The organism is Streptomyces sp. NBC_01003, assembly GCF_045162695.1.
Taxonomy (GTDB): Bacteria; Actinomycetota; Actinomycetes; order Streptomycetales; family Streptomycetaceae; genus Streptomyces.
Window position 1 is genome coordinate 5,252,067 of record NZ_CP108707.1, and the last position, 20,620, is coordinate 5,272,686.

Annotated in this window: 17 protein-coding genes and 1 tRNA gene; 7 read left to right on the forward strand and 11 right to left on the reverse strand. The window is 67.9% G+C overall.

Annotated elements, in window-relative coordinates; genetic code table 11:
• Positions 1-18 precede the first annotated feature (18 nt).
• On the reverse strand, positions 19-1,458 hold the full coding sequence (locus tag OG698_RS24080) for a hypothetical protein (RefSeq protein ID WP_406105356.1): 1,440 nt from the start codon (positions 1,456-1,458) through the stop codon (positions 19-21).
• Between the two features lie 221 nt (positions 1,459-1,679).
• Positions 1,680-1,808, reverse strand: a complete 129-nt coding sequence (locus OG698_RS24085; protein ID WP_003999697.1) for a DLW-39 family protein — start codon at positions 1,806-1,808, stop codon at positions 1,680-1,682.
• 315 nt (positions 1,809-2,123) lie between these two features.
• On the opposite strand from OG698_RS24085, the gene OG698_RS24090 reads away from it, so the two are divergent.
• Positions 2,124-2,462, forward strand: coding sequence for a DUF6344 domain-containing protein (locus OG698_RS24090; RefSeq protein ID WP_406105358.1), 339 nt, complete (start codon positions 2,124-2,126; stop codon positions 2,460-2,462).
• Positions 2,463-3,449: 987 nt separating this feature from the next.
• On the opposite strand, the gene OG698_RS24095 is transcribed toward OG698_RS24090, so the two are convergent.
• The 9 genes from OG698_RS24095 to dnaA form a co-directional block, all read right to left on the reverse strand.
• A tRNA-Ile gene (locus OG698_RS24095) sits at positions 3,450-3,523 on the reverse strand.
• A gap of 179 nt (positions 3,524-3,702) precedes the next feature.
• A complete protein-coding gene (locus tag OG698_RS24100) occupies positions 3,703-4,365 on the reverse strand; it encodes a DUF3566 domain-containing protein (RefSeq protein WP_399969120.1) in 663 nt (220 codons plus the stop codon).
• 18 nt (positions 4,366-4,383) lie between these two features.
• Positions 4,384-7,011, reverse strand: coding sequence for a DNA gyrase subunit A (gene gyrA, locus OG698_RS24105; protein WP_406105359.1), 2,628 nt, complete (start codon positions 7,009-7,011; stop codon positions 4,384-4,386).
• Between the two features lie 42 nt (positions 7,012-7,053).
• Complete coding sequence (gene gyrB, locus OG698_RS24110; RefSeq protein WP_406105361.1) at positions 7,054-9,150, reverse strand: DNA topoisomerase (ATP-hydrolyzing) subunit B; 2,097 nt, start codon at positions 9,148-9,150, stop codon at positions 7,054-7,056.
• A gap of 275 nt (positions 9,151-9,425) precedes the next feature.
• Positions 9,426-9,968 carry a DUF721 domain-containing protein gene (locus OG698_RS24115; RefSeq protein ID WP_100597235.1) on the reverse strand — a complete coding sequence of 181 codons (543 nt, stop codon included), beginning with the start codon at positions 9,966-9,968 and terminating at the stop codon, positions 9,426-9,428.
• Positions 9,965-11,089: a DNA replication/repair protein RecF gene (gene recF, locus OG698_RS24120; RefSeq protein WP_406105362.1), complete on the reverse strand. Its 1,125-nt coding sequence runs from the start codon at positions 11,087-11,089 to the stop codon at positions 9,965-9,967. The genes OG698_RS24115 and recF overlap by 4 nt, the downstream gene beginning before the upstream one ends.
• 91 nt (positions 11,090-11,180) lie before the next feature.
• Positions 11,181-12,056, reverse strand: coding sequence for a phosphogluconate dehydrogenase (NAD(+)-dependent, decarboxylating) (gene gnd / locus OG698_RS24125; protein WP_406105363.1), 876 nt, complete (start codon positions 12,054-12,056; stop codon positions 11,181-11,183).
• 177 nt (positions 12,057-12,233) lie between these two features.
• The gene (gene dnaN, locus OG698_RS24130) at positions 12,234-13,364 is read right to left on the reverse strand and encodes a DNA polymerase III subunit beta (protein WP_116512073.1); all 1,131 of its coding nucleotides are present in this window, start codon (positions 13,362-13,364) and stop codon (positions 12,234-12,236) included.
• 891 nt (positions 13,365-14,255) lie between these two features.
• A complete protein-coding gene (gene dnaA / locus OG698_RS24135) occupies positions 14,256-16,286 on the reverse strand; it encodes a chromosomal replication initiator protein DnaA (protein ID WP_406105365.1) in 2,031 nt (676 codons plus the stop codon).
• Between the two features lie 375 nt (positions 16,287-16,661).
• Here dnaA and rpmH point away from each other — a divergent pair, with 375 nt between their 5' ends.
• From rpmH to rsmG, 6 genes are all read left to right on the forward strand, one after another.
• A complete protein-coding gene (gene rpmH, locus OG698_RS24140; protein WP_100597229.1) occupies positions 16,662-16,799 on the forward strand; it encodes a 50S ribosomal protein L34 in 138 nt (45 codons plus the stop codon).
• 18 nt (positions 16,800-16,817) lie between these two features.
• Positions 16,818-17,189, forward strand: a complete 372-nt coding sequence (gene rnpA / locus OG698_RS24145; protein WP_329572174.1) for a ribonuclease P protein component — start codon at positions 16,818-16,820, stop codon at positions 17,187-17,189.
• Entirely contained in the window at positions 17,186-17,545 is a 360-nt protein-coding gene (yidD, locus tag OG698_RS24150) for a membrane protein insertion efficiency factor YidD (RefSeq protein ID WP_100597227.1), read from the forward strand. The genes rnpA and yidD overlap by 4 nt, the downstream gene beginning before the upstream one ends.
• A 3-nt stretch (positions 17,546-17,548) precedes the next feature.
• Positions 17,549-18,838, forward strand: a complete 1,290-nt coding sequence (yidC, locus tag OG698_RS24155; protein ID WP_406105367.1) for a membrane protein insertase YidC — start codon at positions 17,549-17,551, stop codon at positions 18,836-18,838.
• A gap of 15 nt (positions 18,839-18,853) precedes the next feature.
• Entirely contained in the window at positions 18,854-19,369 is a 516-nt protein-coding gene (locus OG698_RS24160; RefSeq protein WP_100597225.1) for a R3H domain-containing nucleic acid-binding protein, read from the forward strand.
• 106 nt (positions 19,370-19,475) lie between these two features.
• On the forward strand, positions 19,476-20,192 hold the full coding sequence (rsmG, locus tag OG698_RS24165; protein ID WP_100597224.1) for a 16S rRNA (guanine(527)-N(7))-methyltransferase RsmG: 717 nt from the start codon (positions 19,476-19,478) through the stop codon (positions 20,190-20,192).
• The last annotated feature ends 428 nt before the right edge of the window (positions 20,193-20,620 follow it).

Below are 20,620 nucleotides of genomic sequence, written 5' to 3' on the forward strand. Positions count from 1 at the left end.
ACCCCCGACTCGCCCCACCTACCAGCCGGCAGACGCCCTCCGGCGAGCGACGTACGTCCATACGCCGAGCCCCAGCACCAGCACGGACCCCGTGCCGATCCCGGCGATCCCGACAACCGTCATGCGGTTCGCCCGACCGGACCCGCCCTGCGCCGCCTGCCCGCCGCCCTGCCCACCCGCCGAGGGCAACGATGAGTCCCCGCCCTGCGCGGACCCGCTCTCAGCGGCGGCCCGGTCCGCGTCAGTGACCTGGAACGCCCCCGGATCCCGCACATACGCGGGCGCCGAAGCCGCGTCCCCCTGGACCGTCAGACGGAGCGTCAGCCCGGACTCCTTGTTCCCGAAGGTCCCCTTCATCTCCGGCGTGAGGGAGACCTTCAGGTAGTACCAGCCGGCGAACCGCACCCCCGCTTCGTCCTCGCGCGACAGATAGCGGTTCTCGTAGGCGACCGGAGGCAGGGAGTCCAGGGCCGCCACGGAGGGCTCCCCTCCGTACGAGGCGTCCTTCGAAGTGACCTGCGTCCGCGCCGGGTTGTACAGCGCCACGCTGAGGGCGCTCGGCACAAAGCCCGAACGGTGCGCGTCCCCCGCCGAAGTGCCCAGCTCGGCCTCGGTGAAGAGCTGCTGTCCCCAGTCCAGCGGCACCCGGTAGAAGAGCGTCTGACCCGGGCGGATCCGGTCCTTCCACACGCCTTGCCGCAAGCTCTGCGCGTCGTTGAAGCCCGTGCCGCCCCGGCGTTCGGAAGGAATTCCGGCGGGCGGCCGCGGCGAAACCGACGGCCAGGCCCCGGGCCCGGTGGTGTCGGGCGGCGACTTGAGCGCGGGCTCCGAGGAGACACTCAGCTCCAGGTCCCAGCGCTCCCGCGTGGAGTCAGGAGCGGTCCTGCGCGCGACGACCACGTAATACGTGCCCGCATCCTGGCAGCGCCCGCCGCCCTCCCGGACGACCCGCTCCGCGGTGGCGGCCATCGGGCTCGGGTACTCGGCGGAGCGGAACGCCGCGACGTCGGAGTCACAGCGATTGCCCAGTCGATCCTGCAGGGTCACGGAAATGCTGTCGTTGAACGCCACCTTCACGTCCGCCCCGACCTTCGGCACCGCCACCGCCGAGACATACGTATCGGAGGATCCATCCAGGTCGACGCGGTAGTAACGCGTGCCGGCCGCCCCCTTCGCACCCGACCCACTGCCGAGCCTGGTGCCCTTCACCCCCGCCTCGACGGAGCTCAGATAGGTCTCCCCGGCCTTGAGCTCCGCCGCATCCGTACTGGTCACCGCACCCTGGACGGTCTTCGCGCCTTGTGCGAAGACATACGGAGCCGAGTCCCCAGCCGCCGCGGTCCCGGGCAGCGCCACCACCGCGACCGGAACGGCCACCGCGCACATCGCCGCCGTGAACGCCGACACCGGCCGTCCCCGCCCGCGCAGCACCACGCGCCGCCCTCCGCGCCGACTCATCACGCGCCCCTTCGTCGCCCCGCCATCGCCACCGCTTCATCGCCGGACGACCATCCTGCCGCCAGGGCCCCATACGCCCCACAGGCATTCGCCAAAGCAAGCAAATGATTTATGTAAGCGAATAAGAAGCCCGGGGCGACCTCACGCCCAACCTCACCCCGGACAGCACAAAGCCCCGACCGCGCATGCGATCGGGGCCCTGAAGAGACTGTCGTCGATACTCACGAACCCGTGGGTACGGAGTCAGTCGCCTCCGTCCACAGATCCTGCTCGGCGCGATCCGCCTGGATCTGGCGGTACACGAGGAGCCCGCCGATGGCGGCCAGTGCGACCAGGAGAAGCTTCTTCACCGCGCGACCTCGTCTTTCTTTGACGTAGGGGACCTCTGGCGCCCGACTATACACACCGGCCGATACCGATCAGTGACCTGCACCCGGGCCCAACTCCCGCACCCCGTCGACCAGTCGAACCGGATCACGGAGCTCCGATCTCACTTCACAGAACGTGACATTCGGCGTGATTGACGACCTCGCGGTGCGATTGCGCCCATCCGAGTGGTGTTCATCTGAACATCGACGCGCCACGGGCGTCGGTCCCCCACTACAGAGCCCACATACACATCATGAGGAAAGTACGCAAATCGCCCAACCCGAAAGTGAGGGATCATGGCCGGCAACAAGGTCATCAAGCTGTGGACCGTCCTCATCACCGCCTTCCTCGCGGTACTGACCGCGATGGGTCTCACCTCCCCGGCCGCCGCGGCCACGCCCGTACAGCAGACGGAGGGCACCCGCAACGCGGCGGTGAGCACCCCCGCCGCTACCGCCGTCCGAGCCCCCTGGGCCGTCAAACGGTCCCTGCCTCCCACAATGAAGCAGCGCATCTGCGCCGAGGCCCACGGTTCCTCCCCCAGCTGCCGCCACCGCCCGCCGGTCGACACGGAGTCCGCGAACGAGTTCGAAGAGACCGCGGCAGGAATCAGCACTCTCCACTCGCAGCCGTAGCAACAGCGGTACGCAAAGACGAAGCGCCACCAGCGGTAACAGCAGCGGCAACGAAAGCGGCAACGGCAAGAAAGCCGGCCCTGGAGAACCGCACCAGACCCTTCGCAGTAGACCCATCGCAGCAAAAGCTCCACCGCAAGAACAGCCGGTGAGGAAGACCGACAGGTACCACCGGCAGGCACCACCGCAGAGAACGTCCGGCAGCACGGTTCATCGGCCCAAGCCGACAGCGCCGCTCAGCAGCCAGTACGAGCACGAGCACCACAGACCAACGCACTACCCGCACCACGGCCACAGCAGCGCGGCACCGCAGAACCACGGCGGCGGTACCAGGCAGCGCTTCACCAGCGCAGCCACGCCCCGAACCTGCCCACCGCACTCCAGATACAGATACAGATCCAGACGGCACTAAACGGCAGGCAAAGCTCTCCCCACCGCGACACCGCGACACCGCGACATCGATGGACCGCGCTCCCGCGCCCTCGACCTTTCACGACCCCGGCCACCACAGGCTGAGGGTCTTCTCGGCGTGTGCCCCCGGGCTACGGCCCCGCCCCGCCGCCTTGGGCGCCGGGTCCGGGCCATTGAGGACGTGACCGTGCGCTGCCCCGAGCACGAGACCGCCGTCCTCAACGACACCTAGGTGTCCAGCCTGGGCACCCTCGCGATGCGCGGCGTGCGCACCACGGAGCAGGTGCTGCTGCTGACCACATCGGGGGGACCGGCGTCAGCCTGGTACGCGGCGAGCAGATCGAACTGGCCGCCACCGCCCTGAGCGTGAAGCAGGGCGGCCGGATCGGTACTGCCACGGTCGGCGGACGCATCACCACCAGCGGGGGTCACCTGACAGCCGTCGAGATCACCGCCGCCGATGGCCAGTCCGTCAGTCGCCGTGCCGACCAGCGGCCGTCAGCAAGTCAAGAAGGACGCCAAAATGAAGAGAGGGCCTCTCCCACCAGGGAGAGGCCCTCTCTTGTACTGCTTCTGTGGGGCTAACAGGATTTGAACCTGTGGCCTCATCCTTATCAGGGATGCGCTCTAACCAACTGAGCTATAGCCCCGCCGCGCTTTGCGGTGTGTGTCCCGCGCGCTGACCTCTGAAGATTAGCGCACGACCCGGCCAGTCCCAAAATCGATAGCTGGGACCCCGCTCCACCGGCCAAAAGGCCTGTGGAGCGCACCCCGTCAGGGAATGCGCTCCACATGTGTCACGGCGGCCGAAGCGGCCCCCGACCGGCTGCTACTCGTCCTCGGCGAGGGTCAGCTCGACTCCGCCCACGAAGCCCGCGGAGAGGTTGTAGATGAACGCGCCGAGCGTGGCCAGCGCCGTCGCGAGGACGACGTCGATGACCGCGATGATCGACGTGAAGATCAGGACGCGCGGCAGCGACAGGAACGACTGGAGGTCGAAGCCATTGGACTCGTTCGAGCCCGTGGCCTCGGAGATCGTGCCGCCGACGGTCGAGAAGACGCCCATGGCGTCCATGACCATCCACAGCACCGCGGCCGCGACGATGGTGCAGATACCGAGCGCGATGGAGAGCAGGAAGCTGACCTTCATCACCGACCACGGATCGGCCTTGGCGACCCTCAGGCGCGCCTTGCGCGTACGAGGCGTCGTGCGGGCCCCCGTGCGCGGCCTGCGGACCGCTCCGGCCGGCGGAGCCGCCTGGTAGGCCTGCGGCGGGTGGTACGGCTGCGAGGACTGCGGGGGCTGCTGCCGCTCCCCGGGCAGCGCCCCGTCCGTGTCGGCCGCGTACTGCTGCGTCTGCGGACCTCGGGTGTCCGTCACAGTTCCCCCCTGGGATCCATGAGACTCGTGCGAGTCGTTCGAGTCAGTGGCGGGGCCACGACCGCCGTCCGTTTCCGTACCGGTCGATCCGGCGCCCGTGGCTCCGCTCACGATGACTCACTCCTCGCGCTACTCGGCCGTGGACTCCGTGCCCTCGTCCGTTTCGACAGCCGCCTCGACCTCGACGGACTCGTCGACGATGACGTCACCGTCGACCTCCTCCGCCTCGCGACCGGCCTCGGCGTTACGAGCGATGCCGACCACGGCATCGCGCTTGCCCAGGTTGATCAGTTGGACGCCCATGGTGTCACGGCCCGTCTCCCTGACCTCGTTGACTCGCGTACGAATCACACCGCCGGACAGCGTGATGGCGAGGATCTCGTCGGTCTCCTCGGTCACCAGCGCGCCGACGAGCGATCCGCGGTCCTCCACGATCTTGGCGGCCTTGATACCGAGGCCGCCGCGACCCTGGACGCGGTACTCGTCGACGGCGGTCCGCTTCGCGTACCCGCCGTCGGTGGCAGTGAACACGAACGTACCCGGCCGGACGACATTCATCGAGAGCAGCTGGTCGCCCTCGCGGAAACTCATACCCTTCACACCGGATGTGGCGCGGCCCATCGGGCGCAGCGCGTCGTCCGTTGCGGTGAAGCGGATGGACTGCGCCTTCTTGCTGATGAGCAGCAGGTCGTCCTCGGCGGAGACCAGCTCGGCGCCGATCAGCTCGTCGTCGGAGCCGTCCTCCGTCTCGCGGAGGTTGATGGCAATGACGCCGCCCGAGCGGGGCGAGTCGTAGTCCTTGAGGGGGGTCTTCTTCACGAGGCCGCCCTTTGTGGCGAGGACCAGGTAGGGGGCCGCCTCGTAGTCGCGGATCGCGAGGATCTCGGCGATCGCCTCGTCCGGCTGGAAGGCCAGCAGGTTGGCCACGTGCTGGCCGCGGGCGTCACGGCCGGCGTCCGGGAGCTCGTACGCCTTCGCGCGGTAGACGCGGCCCTTGTTCGTGAAGAACAGCAGCCAGTGGTGCGTCGTCGAGACGAAGAAGTGGTCGACGATGTCGTCTTCCTTGAGCTTCGTGCCGCGTACGCCCTTGCCGCCGCGCTTCTGCGAGCGGTAGTCGACCGTCTTGGTGCGCTTGACGTAGCCGCCGCGCGTGATGGTGACGACGATGTCCTCTTCGGCGATCAGGTCCTCGATGGACATGTCGCCGTCGAAGGGCACCAGCTTGGAGCGTCGGTCGTCGCCGAACTTCTCGACGATCGCCGCGAGTTCCTGGCTGATGATCTGGCGCTGGCGCTCCGGGGAGGCCAGGATCGCGTTGTACTCGTTGATCTTGATCTGCAGTTCGTCGTGCTCGGCGACGATCTTCTGGCGCTCCAGGGCGGCCAGTCGGCGCAGCTGCATCTCGAGGATCGCGTTGGCCTGGATCTCGTCGATCTCCAGGAGGCCCATCAGGCCCGCGCGGGCGATCTCGACGGTGTCACTGCGCCGGATGAGCGCGATGACCTCGTCGATGGCGTCCAGGGCCTTCAGGAGGCCGCGCAGGATATGGGCGCGCTCTTCGGCCTTGCGCAGCCGGAACTTCGTACGGCGGACGATGACCTCGACCTGGTGGCTCACCCAGTGACGGATGAAGGCGTCCAGGGAGAGGGTGCGCGGCACGCCGTCGACGAGCGCCAGCATGTTGGCGCCGAAGTTCGTCTGGAGGTCGGTGTGCTTGTAGAGGTTGTTCAGGACGACCTTGGCGACGGCGTCGCGCTTCAGGACGATGACGAGGCGCTGGCCGGTGCGCGACGAGGTCTCGTCGCGGACGTCGGCGATGCCACCGACGCGGCCGTCCTTCACCAGGTCGGCGATCTTCTGCGCGAGGTTGTCCGGGTTGACCTGGTACGGGAGCTCGGTGACCACCAGGCACTGGCGGTTCTGGATCTCCTCGACCTCGACGACCGCGCGCATCGTGATGGAGCCACGGCCCGTGCGGTACGCCTCCTCGATGCCCTTGCGGCCCACGACCAGGGCGCCGGTCGGGAAGTCGGGGCCCTTGATGCGCTCGATGAGCGCGTCCAGGAGCTCCTCGTGCGTGGCCTCCGGGTTCTCCAGGTACCACTGGGCGCCGGAGGCGACCTCGCGCAGGTTGTGCGGCGGGATGTTGGTGGCCATGCCGACCGCGATGCCCGCGGAGCCGTTGATCAGCAGGTTCGGGAAGCGGGCCGGCAGGACGGTCGGCTCCTGGGAGCGGCCGTCGTAGTTGTCCGTGAAGTCGACGGTCTCCTCGTCGATGTCACGGACCATCTCCATGGACAGCGGCGCCATCTTGCACTCGGTGTAGCGCATGGCGGCGGCGGGGTCGTTGCCCGGGGAGCCGAAGTTTCCGTTCGAGTCCACCAGCGGCATACGCATCGACCACGGCTGGGCCAGGCGGACCAGGGCGTCGTAGATCGAGGAGTCGCCGTGCGGGTGGTAGTTGCCCATGACGTCGCCGACGACGCGGGCGCACTTGTAGAAGCCCTTCTCGGGCCGGTAGCCGCCGTCGTACATCGCGTACAGGACGCGGCGATGGACGGGCTTGAGGCCGTCCCGTACGTCGGGCAGGGCGCGCGACACGATGACGGACATCGCGTAGTCGAGGTACGAGCGCTGCATCTCGGTCTCGAGCCCGACGGGCTCGATGCGCTGCGCGCCCTCCTCGGGCACCGTTTCGACGCTGACGCTGATCTCGACGCCTTCTTCAGGCGTGGGGGGAGTGTTCTCGTCGGTCATTGCTGGTGAAGATCCTTTCTGATGCGGTCAGCTGAGACCGACTCAGATGTCGAGGAAGCGGACGTCCTTGGCGTTGCGCTGGATGAACGAGCGGCGTGCCTCGACGTCCTCGCCCATCAGGACCGAGAACAGATCGTCCGCCTGGGCGGCGTCGTCGAGGGTGACCTGGCCGAGCACGCGGTGCTCGATGTCCATCGTGGTGATGCGCAGCTCCTCGGCGTTCATCTCGCCGAGACCCTTGAAGCGCTGGATCGAGTCCTCGCGGATCCGCTTGCCCTGCTGGCGGCCGAGCTCGGTCAGGGCGTCGCGCTCACGGTCCGAGTACGCGTACTCGAAGTCCTCACGACCCCACTTGATCTTGTAGAGCGGCGGGCGAGAGAGGAACACGTAGCCGGCCTCGACGAGGGGCCGCATGAAGCGGAACAGGAAGGTCAGCAGCAGAGTGTTGATGTGCTGGCCGTCGACGTCGGCGTCCGCCATCAGAATGATCTTGTGATAGCGGAGCTTCTCGATGTCGAAGTCCTCGTGGACTCCGGTGCCGAAGGCGGAGATCAGCGCCTGGATCTCCTGGTTCTGCAGGATCTTGTCGATCCGCGCCTTCTCGACGTTCAGGATCTTGCCTCGGATGGGCAGGATGGCCTGGTACTGCGGGTTACGGCCGGACTTGGCCGAGCCGCCGGCGGAGTCACCCTCGACGATGAAGATCTCGCACTTGGTGGGATCGTTCGACTGGCAGTCGGAGAGCTTGCCCGGCAGTGACGCCGACTCCAGCAGGCCCTTGCGGCGGGTGAGGTCGCGGGCCTTGCGGGCCGCCACGCGCGCGGTGGCCGCCTGGATGCCCTTGCGGATGATGTCCGCGGCCTCGACGGGGTTACGGTCCAGCCAGTCGTTCAGGTGCTCGTAGACCACCTTCTGGACGAAGGTCTTCACCTCGGTGTTGCCCAGCTTGGTCTTGGTCTGGCCCTCGAACTGCGGCTCGCTCAGCTTCACCGAGATGATCGCCGTCAGACCCTCGCGGATGTCGTCACCCGTGAGGTTGTCGTCCTTCTCTCGAAGCAGCTTCTTGTCGCGCGCGTACTTGTTGATCAGCGAGGTCAGCGCGGCGCGGAAGCCCTCTTCGTGGGTACCGCCCTCGTGCGTGTGGATGATGTTGGCGAAGGAGTACACGCCCTCGGTGTAGCTGCTGTTCCACTGCATCGCGACCTCGAGGGACAGGAGCTTGTCCTTGTCCTCGGCCTCCAGGTCGATGACGGAGGGGTGCACCACGTCTCCCTTGCGGGAGTTGAGGTACTTCACGAAGTCGACGATGCCGCCCTCGTAGTGGTACTCGACGGCCTTGACCTCGGGCTTCTCGTCGGCGCCCGCCTCGTCCGCCCCGGCGACGGCCTTCGCCGACTCACGCTCGTCGGTGAGTTTGATCCTCAAACCCTTGTTGAGGAACGCCATCTCCTGGAAGCGCCGCGACAGCGTCTCGAAGGAGTACTCGGTGGTCTCGAAGATGTCCGGGTCGGCCCAGAAGGTGACCGACGTGCCGTGCTCGTCCGTGGCCTCGTGCTGCACGAGCGGGGCCGTGGGGACGCCCAGCTTGTAGTCCTGGGTCCAGCGGTGGCCGTCGGTCTTGACCTCGACGGCGACCTTCATGGACAGCGCGTTGACGACGGAGACGCCCACGCCGTGCAAACCGCCGGAGACCGCGTAGCCGCCGCCGCCGAACTTGCCGCCCGCGTGCAGCACGGTCAGCACGACCTCGAGGGCGGGCTTGCCCTCGGACGGGACGATGCCCACCGGGATGCCGCGGCCGTTGTCCACGACGCGCACACCGCCGTCGTGCAGGATCGTCACGTCGATCGTGTCCGCGTGGCCGGCCAGCGCCTCGTCGACGGAGTTGTCGACGACCTCCTGCACCAGGTGGTGCAGGCCGCGCTCACCGGTCGAGCCGATGTACATGCCGGGCCGCTTGCGGACCGCGTCCAGACCCTCGAGGACTGTGATGGCGCTGGCGTCGTAGGCCGAGGTCACCTCGCCGGAGGACTGATGGGCCTCCGCCGGGGCCTGGCCGACGGCGTCGGCGGCAGTGGACGGGATGTTCTCGTTGGGGTTGCCGGAATCGGCCACGAAGCGCCCTTTCTGGCACAGCACAAGCCAAGCTCCCGGCGGTGGCCGGAGCGGCTGCGTCGTTCAGCGATAGTCAGCGTTGCTCGGTGTGTCCCACAAGTGGGGCGGGATTAGCTCTCAGTCTACCGGTAGCGCCGACAGTGATGGGGGTTTGCCGGTACCTGAGTCCGCATGTGCCGCCCTGAACCGGCCTCTGCCGACTCCCCATATGCGTCCCGGGGCTCCAAGAGGCTCACAGCGGCACTCAGCGCTTCCGGGCGTCAACCGGGTGTCAACCCCCGGTCGGCAGCTCCCCCGACTCACCCGTAGGTGTCGCCGGGACCCTTGCTTCCTGGGGCGCGCAGGGGGCCGAAGCGGCGTGCGGGAGCGTTGGGCCCAAGGATCTTCAGAAGCCGTACGGTGCCGTGCCCGAGGTCCTCGTTGAGCCGTGCCACCAGCGTCGGAGCCAGGTAACGCAGCTGCATCGCCCAGGCCGTCGAGTCGCACTGGACGGTCAGGACACGCTCGTCCTCGTCGTACTTCAGGGGCTCAGAGTGCTTGGCGAGGTCCTCGCCCACGATCTCCGGCCAGCGGCCCATGACACCGCCGACAGCGGCCGGCGCCTCCCAGCCGCGCTCGGTGATCAGCCGGTTGATGGCCGCGCCGAACGCGACCGGGTCGCGGCCGTCGGCGCGCGCCCCGGACCTCAGTCCGCCGCCTCGCCGGGCCTGCTTCTTCTGCTGGTCGGCCACCCCACGCGCGCGTGCCTGCTCCTTCGCGGCGCGCAGGGCCACGCGCGCGAGGTCGACGCCGGACGGCTCGGGGGCCTTCTGGGGGGCGTCGCCGGATGTGTTCTCGGTCATACCCGCTCCACCGTTCCTTCGGACACCGCGTACCGCGTGCCCGCCAGGACGCCCGGCACGTCGTCGTCCACCGCGGCCGTCACCAGAACCTGCTCGCCGGGGGCGACCAGCTCGGCGAGACGCTCCCTGCGCCGCGCGTCGAGCTCCGCAAAGACGTCGTCGAGCACGAGCACCGGCTCGTTCCCCTCGGCCCGCAGCAGGTCGTACGAGGCCAGGCGCAGAGCCAGCGCATACGACCAGGACTCGCCGTGGCTGGCGTACCCCTTCGCCGGCAGCTGGCCGAGCTTGAGGATCAGGTCGTCGCGGTGCGGTCCGACGAGGGTGACGCCCCGCTCGATCTCCTGTTTGCGGGCCGCTTCGAGGGCGGCCATCAGCTGCTCGTAGAGCTCTTCGCGCGCGTGGCCGTCTATTTCGGGCGAGGACGGCTTGTAGTCGAGGGCGAGCGGGCCGCCGCCGGGCGCCAGCTGCTCGTACGCCTTGTCGGCGAGCGGCTGGAGCATGGCGATCAGGTCGAACCGCTGCGCGAGCAGCTCGGCGCCCACGCGCGCGAGGTGCTGGTCCCACACGTCGAGGGTCGACAGGTCCATTGACCGGCCGCCGTGCCTGCGGGCGAGCGCGGCCGACTTGAGGAGCGTGTTGCGCTGCTTGAGTACGCGGTCGTAGTCGGACCGCACGCCGGCCATGCGCGGGGAGCGGGCGGTGATCAGTTCGTCGAGGAAGCGGCGGCGCTCGCCGGGGTCGCCCTTGACGAGTGCGAGGTCCTCCGGCGCGAACAGGACCGTGCGCACGATGCCGAGCACGTCACGAGGTCTGACCTGCGAGGATCGGTTGATCCTGGCGCGGTTCGCCTTGCCCGGGTTGAGCTCGAGCTCGATGAGCTGCTGGCGCTCGCCCTGCCGGACCGCGGCCCGGATGACGGCGCGCTCGGCGCCCATGCGGACCAGCGGCACGTCCGAAGAGACCCGGTGGCTGCCGAGGGTGGCGAGATAGCCGACGGCCTCGACGAGGTTGGTCTTGCCCTGCCCGTTCGGACCCACGAACGCGGTGACGCCCGGATCGAGAGGGACCTCGACCCGGGCGTACGAGCGGAAGTCGGCCAGCGACAGATGCGTCACGTGCATGGTCGTTCGCCGACCTCCCCCAAGGTGTGGAGCGGGTGTGGATGACTTCTTCGTGGAGCTTCGTGGACGCGTTGTGGGTTCGCTTTGTGGATTAACTCTTCTCGACGGCGTGGCCGCCGAACTGGTTACGCAGGGCGGCGATCATCTTCATCTGCGGCGAGTCGTCCTGGCGCGAGGCGAAGCGCGCGAAGAGGGAAGCGGTGATCGCGGGCAGCGGCACCGCGTTGTCGATGGCCGCCTCGACCGTCCAGCGGCCCTCACCCGAGTCGGCGGCGAAGCCGCGCAGCTTGTCCAGGTGCTCGTCGTCGTCCAGCGCGTTGACCGCCAGGTCGAGCAGCCAGGAACGGATGACCGTGCCCTCCTGCCAGGAGCGGAAGACCTCACGCACGTCGGTGACGGAGTCGACCTTCTCCAGGAGCTCCCAGCCCTCGGCATAGGCCTGCATCATGGCGTACTCGATGCCGTTGTGAACCATCTTCGCGAAGTGGCCCGCGCCGACCTTGCCCGCGTGGACGGCGCCGAAGTCGCCTTCGGGCTTGAGGGCGTCGAAGATCGGCTGGACCTTGGCGACGTGCTCCTTGGTGCCGCCGTACATCAGGGCGTAGCCGTTCTCCAGGCCCCAGACGCCGCCGGAGACGCCGCAGTCGACGAAGCCGATGCCCTTGATGCCCAGCTCGACGGCGTGCTTCTCGTCGTCGGTCCAGCGCGAGTTGCCGCCGTCCACCACGACGTCGCCGGGAGAGAGGAGGTCGGCGAGCTCGTCGACGGTGGCCTGGGTCGGGCCGCCGGCGGGCACCATCACCCACACCACACGCGGGGCCTTGAGCTTGTCCACAAGCTCCCCGAGGCTGTGGACATCCGCGAGGTCGGGATTGCGGTCGTATCCGATGACGGTGTGGCCTGCGCGGCGGATGCGCTCGCGCATGTTGCCGCCCATCTTGCCGAGGCCGACGAGACCGAGCTCCATCAGGTGGTTCCTTAAGTTGCGACGGGGCGTGAGGTGGTGCGTGAGGTCATCCCGCACCTGTGTTCCGAGCCTAAACCTGGGGATACCACCCACGCCTTTCGGGCAGAGGGGGAACTCACACACACCTGTGGGCACAGCCGCTCAGGCGAACGCCCCGCGGCCGTGCCCTGTGGAACGTCAGCCCGACAGCCGCACCGGCATGATCAGGTACTTGTACGCGTCGTCCGCCTCGGCGTCCACGGCAGGCCTGCCGCTGAGCAGCGCCGGCTTCGTGGAGGTCGTGAAGGAGAGCTGGGCGACCGGGGAGTCGATCGCGCTCAGACCGTCCAGGAGGAACGTCGGGTTGAAGGCGATCGAGATGTCGTCGCCGTCGAGCTGGGCGTCGACCCTTTCCACAGCCTGTGCGTCGTCGCTGGAGCCGGCCTCCAGGATCAGCACGCCCTGCTCGAAGCTGAGCCGCACCGGGGTGTTGCGCTCGGCGACGAGGGCAACACGCTTGACGGCCTCCACGAAGGGGGCGGTCTCGATGACGGCCACGGAGTTGAACTCCGTCGGGAACAGGGTGCGGTACTTCGGCAGGTCGCCCTCGAGCAGACGCGTCGTCGTACGGCGGCCGGCGCCCTCGAAGCCGATGAGACCCTCACCGGCGCCGGAGCCCGACAGGGCCAGGGTGACCGTGTCACCGCTCGTGAGCGCCTTGGCGGTGTCCAGGAGCGTCTTGGCGGGCACCAGGGCGACAGCGGACGCCTCGGGGTCCTCCGGCTTCCACAGGAACTCGCGGACCGCGAAGCGGTAGCGGTCGGTGGACGCCAGAGTGACCGTGTCGCCCTCGATCTCGATGCGCACACCCGTGAGCACCGGCAGCGTGTCGTCACGGCCCGCGGCGATGGCCACCTGGGCCGCGGCGGAGGCGAAGACCTCACCGGGGACGGTGCCCGTCGCGGTCGGCATCTGCGGCAGCGCCGGGTACTCCTCCACAGGCAGGGTGTGGAGTGTGAATCGCGAGGAGCCACAGACCACGGTCGCTCGTACACCGTCTGTGGAAATCTCCACCGGACGGTTCGGCAGGGCACGGCAGATGTCTGCCAGGAGCCGGCCGGAGACGAGGACGGTGCCCTCCTCGTCGATCTCCGCGTCGACCGAGACCCGCGCCGAGACCTCGTAGTCGAAGCTCGAGAGGCTCAGTGCGCCCTCCTCGGCCTTCAGGAGAAGGCCCGCGAGGACAGGCGCAGGCGGTCGGGCCGGGAGGCTGCGCGCCGCCCAGGCCACTGCCTCCGCGAGTACATCGCGTTCCACCCGGATCTTCACCGTAAGCCGCCTCCTGCTGTTGCTGGCTGCTCTCGCCCTGCGTTGGTCTTCGGTCTTCGTCGTGTGACTCGGTGTCGCTCAGCCGCCACATGGGAAGGACACCGGGGAACAGTCTGACGTACGGCGCTGACAGTCGTTGCCGCTCGGGGTCAAGTCGTGCCGACCCGCTGTCGGGCACCGGACCCCGAGTTGTGCACAGCCCCCACTTCGATCCTGATTCCCAGCTCTCTCTAGTTGGGAGTAGTAGTAGGGGCTGTGGAAACCGTGGATAACTGCCTTTTCGCAGGTCAGAGTCGGTTTTTTGTCCACCGTGCCTGTGGGCGCGAGCGGTGGACAACCGGGGTTCTCTGTGGACGGGGAAAAGTTCTGCACACCCGATGCACAGGCCGGGGCCACTTCTCCCCAGGGCTGTCCCCAGCTTTTCCCCGGTTCCCCACAGCCCGATCACACGCCCTGATGTGACGCCTTTCACTCGGCACGGTGATTCCACGCGTTCTGTTGCCGAACAGTGGACAGCCGTGTGGAGAAGCCGCTCGCAGCTGTGCACAAGGGCTTCTGACCTGTGGGTCGACGGTGGACAACGAAACCCACACCCTGTGGAGGAAAAACTTGTCCACAGCCTGTGGAGATCTTTTGTCCACGAATCCACAGCTGTCTGACCTGGTCCGATGGTCATTCAGTACGGGGCCCTGTGGACACAGTCTGGACAACTTGGCAGTCCCCAGGGTGTGGACGCAAGAAAGTCCGCACATCTGTGGAGAACACCCGTAACCAGGGACCGGAATCGAACACCGTGTCCGGCCGCGCAGTCCCGCCGCAACGAAGAAGGGCGCCCCAGGAGTTGTCCCGGGGCGCCCTTCGACGGCGTACAGAGGGGTCGTAAGGCTGCTGTCAGCCGTTCTTGATGCGGTTGGTGAGCTCGGTGACCTGGTTGTAGATGGACCGCCGCTCGGCCATCAGCGCGCGGATCTTGCGGTCCGCGTGCATGACGGTCGTGTGGTCGCGGCCGCCGAACTGCGCCCCGATCTTCGGCAGGGACAGGTCGGTGAGCTCACGGCACAGGTACATCGCGATCTGGCGTGCCGTCACCAGGACGCGGCTGCGCGACGATCCGCACAGGTCCTCCACCGTCAGGCCGAAGTAGTCGGCCGTCGCTGCCATGATCGCCGTCGCCGTGATCTCGGGGGCCGAGTCCTCGCCGCCGGGGATCAGGTCCTTGAGGACGATCTCCGTCAGACCGAGGTCCACCGGCTGCCGGTTCAGCGACGCGAAGGCCGTGACCCGGATCAGCGCCCCCTCCAGCTCGCGGATGTTGCGCGAGATGCGGGACGCGATGAACTCGAGGACCTCCGGCGGAGCGTTCAGCTGCTCCTGCACCGCCTTCTTACGAAGGATGGCGATACGGGTCTCCAGCTCGGGCGGCTGGACGTCGGTGATCAGACCCCACTCGAAGCGGTTGCGCAGCCGGTCCTCCAGGGTCACCAGCTGCTTGGGCGGCCGGTCACTGGAGAGCACGATCTGCTTGTTCGCGTTGTGGAGCGTGTTGAAGGTGTGGAAGAACTCCTCCTGCGTCGACTCCTTGTCCGCGAGGAACTGGATGTCGTCGACAAGAAGGATGTCCATCTCGCGGTACCGCTTGCGGAAGCTGTCGCCCTTGCCGTCGCGGATCGAGTTGATGAACTCGTTCGTGAACTCCTCCGAGCTCACGTAGCGCACGCGCGTACCCGGGTACAGGCTGCGCGCGTAGTGCCCGATCGCGTGCAGCAGGTGCGTCTTGCCGAGCCCCGACTCCCCATAGATGAAGAGGGGGTTGTACGCCTTCGCCGGCGCCTCGGCGACGGCGACCGCGGCCGCGTGGGCGAAACGGTTCGAGGCACCGATGACGAAGGTGTCGAAGAGATACTTCGGGTTCAGTCGCGCGGTCGGCTCGCCGGGACCCGCCGCGGGCGCGGGCTGCGCGGCGAGCGGTCCGGGGGCGCCACTGGGGACACCGCGTCCGCGGCCACCGTCCTGCCCGGGACGGCCGCCCATCGGACCGTCGTTGAGGTCGCGGCGCTCGTGCCGGCCGTGCCGCCCCTGACGGTCGGACATCTGCTGCTCGTACGACGACCGCTCGGACTGCTGCTCGTATCCGGAGCGCTCGACCTGCTGGTCGTAACCATTGCGGTCCGACTGCTGGTCGTATCCCGTCCGGTCCGGTTGCTGGTCGTAGGGCGACCGCTCCTGCTGCTCATAGGGAGAGCGTTCCTGCTGCTGTTCGTAAGGGGAGCGCTCGTTCTGCTGCTCGTAGGGGGAGCGCTCCTGCTGCCGGTAGTCGTGCTGCGGCTGCTGGGGCGGGTTCGCGTACGGGTCGCGCTCGGGGAAGCCGAGCCGCGGCTGCTGCCAGCTGTACTCGTCCTGCGACCGCGGCCAGGCGCCCGGTTCCGGACGCTGATAGTCCGGGTACGCGGGGCGGGCGGTCGGCAGCTGGTCGGCGCGGGCGCCCTGGGACTGGTCACCGCGGGGACCCTGCGCGTGGTCGTCCGCCCGGCGGCCGTACGGGTCGTACGGCTCATGGGCCTGGTTCTGGCCCTGGGCCGACGGCAGCTCGGGCTCTTCGTAGCGGTGCTGCGGTACGGGGGGTGCGGACGGGACGGGCTGTTCACCGACGGAGTCGTCGACCGTGATCGCGATCCGGATCGGGCGGCCGCACTCGCGGCTCAGCGTCTCGGCCACGACCGGCGCGAGCCGTCCCTCGAGTACGCCCTTCGCGAACTCGTTCGGCACGGCGAGCAGCGCGGTGTCGGCGACCAGCGCGAGAGGCTGGCAGCGCCGGATCCAGTGTTCGTCCTTCGTCTCGACGCCCTGCCCACGGCCCTCCCCGAGGAGCTGCTCCAGAACTCGTGGCCACACTGCGGCAAGATCGGCAGGTACGTCAGCCACAGGGCACGCTCTCTCGCAGGTCCCACGAAGGTGTGGTTCTGGGACGGGTCGGAAGAAAATCGGGGTGGGGCGGTGAGAAGGGAACGAATCGGAGTTCAGCCACGGTAGTCAGGGCAACCGGTGCGGTTCAAGTTGTTGTCCACAGGCTGTGCACAGTGTCCCTCACCCGATGCCGGTTTGACCGGATGGACCAGCCGCGCGTACCGTGACCAGGTCGAGTTGTCGATGGCTGCTGCCGCCTGCCTCCGATGGGCAAAGATCACGATCTGTGATTGTGAAGCGGTGCACTCGGTGCGTATACGCGAGCTTCTCGTGGGCGCACGGTGACAGCCAGGCGATGTCCCGCCACTACACGATCATTTCTGGAGCCCCCGAGTGAGCAAGCGCACCTTCCAGCCGAACAACCGTCGTCGCGCCAAGACCCACGGCTTCCGCCTGCGGATGCGTACCCGTGCCGGCCGCGCGATTCTCGCGAACCGCCGTGGCAAGGGTCGCGCCGAGCTGTCCGCCTGATCGCGTACAGGTCATGACGTGCTGCCTTCCGAGAATCGGCTGAGGCGGCGCGAAGACTTCGCGACCGCGGTACGCCGAGGACGTCGGGCCGGCCGCCCGCTCCTTGTCGTCCATCTACGTAGCGGTGCAACGGACCCGCACGCGCCTGGGGAGAGCGTTCCCCCGACGCGTGCGGGTTTCGTCGTCAGCAAGGCAGTCGGTGGAGCTGTCGTACGTACCGCGGTGAAGCGCAGGCTCCGCCACCTCATGCGCGACCGACTCGCACTTTTGTCCCCCGGTAGCCTGGTAGTCGTACGTGCGTTGCCCGGCTCGGGTGACGCCGACCATGCACAGCTGGCCCGAGACCTGGATGCCGCCCTTCAGCGGCTGCTGGGAGGGGGCGCGCGATGAAATACCCGCTGCTTGCTTTGATCAAGCTCTACCAGTGGACCATCAGCCCTCTGCTGGGGCCTGTGTGCAAGTACTACCCGTCGTGTTCCCACTACGGCTTCACAGCGATCGACCGCCATGGTGCGATCAAGGGAACAGCTCTCACCGCCTGGCGCATCCTCCGGTGCAACCCGTGGTCGCTCGGCGGTGTCGACCACGTTCCGCCGCGCAAGCGTCCGCGGTGGCACGAAATGCTGCGTAACGCCTGGCGCGAACGCAAGGGCGGGCCTTCCGCCGCCGGCGCGCCTTCAGAGTGTGGCCACACCAGCCCCTCGAGCCCCGCCGCCGAGACCCCGTCCCATGCTCAAGGAGCTTGATTAGTGGACACGATTGCCGGTTTTTTCAGTTTCATCACGACTCCAGTTTCGTGGGTCATCGTCCAGTTCCACTCGTTGTACGGGGCGATCTTCGGCCCGGACACGGGCTGGGCCTGGGGCCTGTCCATCGTGTCCCTGGTGATCCTGATCCGTATCTGCCTGATCCCGCTCTTCGTGAAGCAGATCAAGGCCACTCGGGCGATGCAGACACTGCAGCCCGAGATGAAGAAGATCCAGGAGCGCTACAAGAACGACAAGCAGCGCCAGTCCGAAGAGATGATGAAGCTGTACAAGGAGACGGGTACTAATCCGCTCTCCTCGTGCCTTCCCATCCTGGCGCAGTCCCCGTTCTTCTTTGCCCTGTACCACGTGCTCAACGGCATCGCGACGGGCACCACGATCGGTGTCATCGACGACAACCTGCTGGCGAGCGCGCGTAAGGCGCACATCTTCGGCGCCCCGCTCGCGGCCAAGTTCACCGACTCCGCGGACAAGGTCGCCTCGCTCGGCGCCACGCTGACCGACGTCCGCGTCGTCACCGCGATCATGATCGTCCTGATGTCGGCGTCGCAGTTCTACACGCAGCGCCAGCTGATGACGAAGAACGTCGACATGACGGTCAAGACGCCGTTCATGCAGCAGCAGAAGATGCTGATGTACGTCTTCCCGGTCATGTTCGCCGTCTTCGGCATCAACTTCCCGGTCGGTGTTCTCGTCTACTGGCTGACCACCAACGTGTGGACCATGGGCCAGCAGATGTACGTCATCCGCCAGAACCCGACCCCGGGCAGCAAGGCCCAGGCCGCCCACCTGGAGCGCCTGCTCAAGCACGTCACGCACGCCGAGAAGACCCGCAACCGTCGGGAGCGCGGCATCGTGAAGGCGATCGTCGCCAAGGGCCGCGACCGCAACGAGTTCGAGCGCAAGTTCATCAACGGACTGACCAAGGTGAACCTCGCCGCCCAGGCCGACGGAACGGTCATCAAGAGCGCGGCCGGCACCCTGACCGAGGACGAGGAAGGGACTGGGACGACGGGCGGTACGCCGAAGCGGCAGCAGCCCAAGCGCCAGTCCAAGTCGCAGCGCCAGCACGGCACCGCCCAGGGCGCAGCCAAGGACGAGTCCGAAGCGCCCGAGCCCATGTCCCTCGAGAAGAAGGACGAGGCGGAAGACGCCAAGCCGGAGGCCAAGCAGACCGGTGGCAAGCCCGCTTCCGGCACCCCTGCCCGCAGCAAAGCCAAGTCCGGACAGCGCAAGGGCCCGCAGCGGCCCAAGTCCCCGTCCAAGAAGTAAGAAGGAGTCCATCCCGTGACGGAAGGCACCACCACCTCCGCCGCTCCTGAGGGCAGCGACACCCTGACTCGCCTCGAGCAGGAAGGCGAGATCGCGGCGGACTACCTCGAGGGTCTGCTGGACATCGCCGACCTCGACGGCGACATCGACATGGACGTCGAGGCCGACCGCGCCGCCGTCTCGATCGTCAGCGACTCGTCCGGCCGCGATCTGCAGAAGCTGGTCGGCCGCGACGGTGAGGTCCTCGAGGCCCTCCAGGAGCTGACCCGCCTGGCGGTCCACCGGGAGACCGGGGACCGCAGCCGCCTCATGCTGGACATCGCCGGATACCGCGCGAAGAAGCGTGCGGAGCTCTCCGAGCTGGGCGCCAAGGCCGCGGCCGAGGTGAAGAGCAACGGCGAGCCGGTCAAGCTCGACCCGATGACGCCCTTCGAGCGCAAGGTCGTCCACGACGCGGTCAAGGCCGCCGGCCTGCGCAGCGAGTCCGAGGGCGAGGAGCCGCAGCGCTTCGTCGTCGTGCTCCCTGCCTGAGCGGTACGTCGCTCTACGGCCCCGTCTGTTCGCAGGCGGGGCCGATCTTTGTCAGCCTGATAGTCAGCCACCCAACGCGGTAGCGCGGTACGGAAGGACGGTCCACGTGACGGAGGCAGCAGAGCTTCCCCCGGCTCCTGAACAGGCCCGAGCGGTATTCGGCGAGCGTTACGCGGACGCGGTCCGGTACGCGGAGCTGCTGGCCGACGCGGGGGTGCAGCGTGGTCTCATCGGTCCCCGGGAAGTGCCCCGGCTGTGGGAGCGGCACATCCTGAACTGCGCCGTGCTGTCCGAGGTCGTGCCGGAGGGCGTCACCGTGTGCGACGTGGGCTCGGGCGCCGGGCTGCCCGGTATCCCGCTGGCCCTGGTCAGGCCCGACCTGAAGATCACGCTCCTGGAGCCGCTGCTGCGGCGCACGACCTTCCTCACCGAGGTCGTCGAGCTCCTCGGCCTCGATCATGTGACCGTGGTCCGCGGCCGCGCCGAGGAGGTTCTCGGCAAGCTGACTCCCGTCCATGTGGTGACGGCGCGCGCCGTCGCTCCGCTGGACCGCCTCGCGGCGTGGGGCGTTCCACTGCTGCGGCCGTACGGCGAGATGCTCGCCCTCAAGGGGGACACCGCCGAGGAAGAGGTCAAGAGTGCGGGGACCGCCCTGAGCAAGCTCGGTGCGGTGGCGACCTCGGTGCTGCATGTCGGTGAGGGCGTGGTGGATCCCCTCTCGACCGTGGTGCGAGTCGAGGTCGGAGAGAGCCCCGGCGGTGTGCGGTTCGCGGCGAAGCGCGCCAAGGCGGCTCGCGTCGGGCGGGTCCGGCGTCGACGCTGACGTCGCTCCGCGTCTTCGAGGCGTCTGCTGTGTTCTAGGCGACAGTTCGCTTCTTGCGGTGATGGCCGCTCGGGTCCTTGGGACCTGAGCGGCCATTGCTTTTTGGGTGATGCTTGTCTCGTGGGTCTCCTGCGTCTGGTGCCGGCGGCGGGAGTCTCCTGCCGCCGGCTCGTGCGCCGGTCGGCTCTGAGGGGCGAGGCTTGGCTGACTTCGAGGGGCGTCAGTGGACTGGCACTGATCCGTCCGCACTGATCCGTCCTGACGACGACTCGCACTCCGCGAAACCTGCCAAACGTATGTATGTCGGGGTGTCGCACGGGTGCCGACCGGGCTGCGGTGCATCGTGTTTCACGTGAAACGTCGCTCACTGCTGCATGGCATCATCAGTCGCGGTCGCGCCGCGGCTGCACCCCGCGACCGTAGGCCTC

What these genes read in the sequence shown, in the direction of transcription:
- OG698_RS24115 (WP_100597235.1), bottom strand. Translation starts at nt 9,968, where the DNA reads ATGACCGAGAACACATCCGGCGACGCCCCCCAGAAGGCCCCCGAGCCG.
- OG698_RS24090 (WP_406105358.1), top strand. Translation starts at nt 2,124, where the DNA reads ATGGCCGGCAACAAGGTCATCAAGCTGTGGACCGTCCTCATCACCGCC.
- gnd (WP_406105363.1), bottom strand. Translation starts at nt 12,056, where the DNA reads ATGGAGCTCGGTCTCGTCGGCCTCGGCAAGATGGGCGGCAACATGCGC.
- OG698_RS24080 (WP_406105356.1), bottom strand. Translation starts at nt 1,458, where the DNA reads ATGAGTCGGCGCGGAGGGCGGCGCGTGGTGCTGCGCGGGCGGGGACGG.
- yidD (WP_100597227.1), top strand. Translation starts at nt 17,186, where the DNA reads ATGAAATACCCGCTGCTTGCTTTGATCAAGCTCTACCAGTGGACCATC.
- gyrA (WP_406105359.1), bottom strand. Translation starts at nt 7,011, where the DNA reads ATGACCGACGAGAACACTCCCCCCACGCCTGAAGAAGGCGTCGAGATC.
- recF (WP_406105362.1), bottom strand. Translation starts at nt 11,089, where the DNA reads ATGCACGTGACGCATCTGTCGCTGGCCGACTTCCGCTCGTACGCCCGG.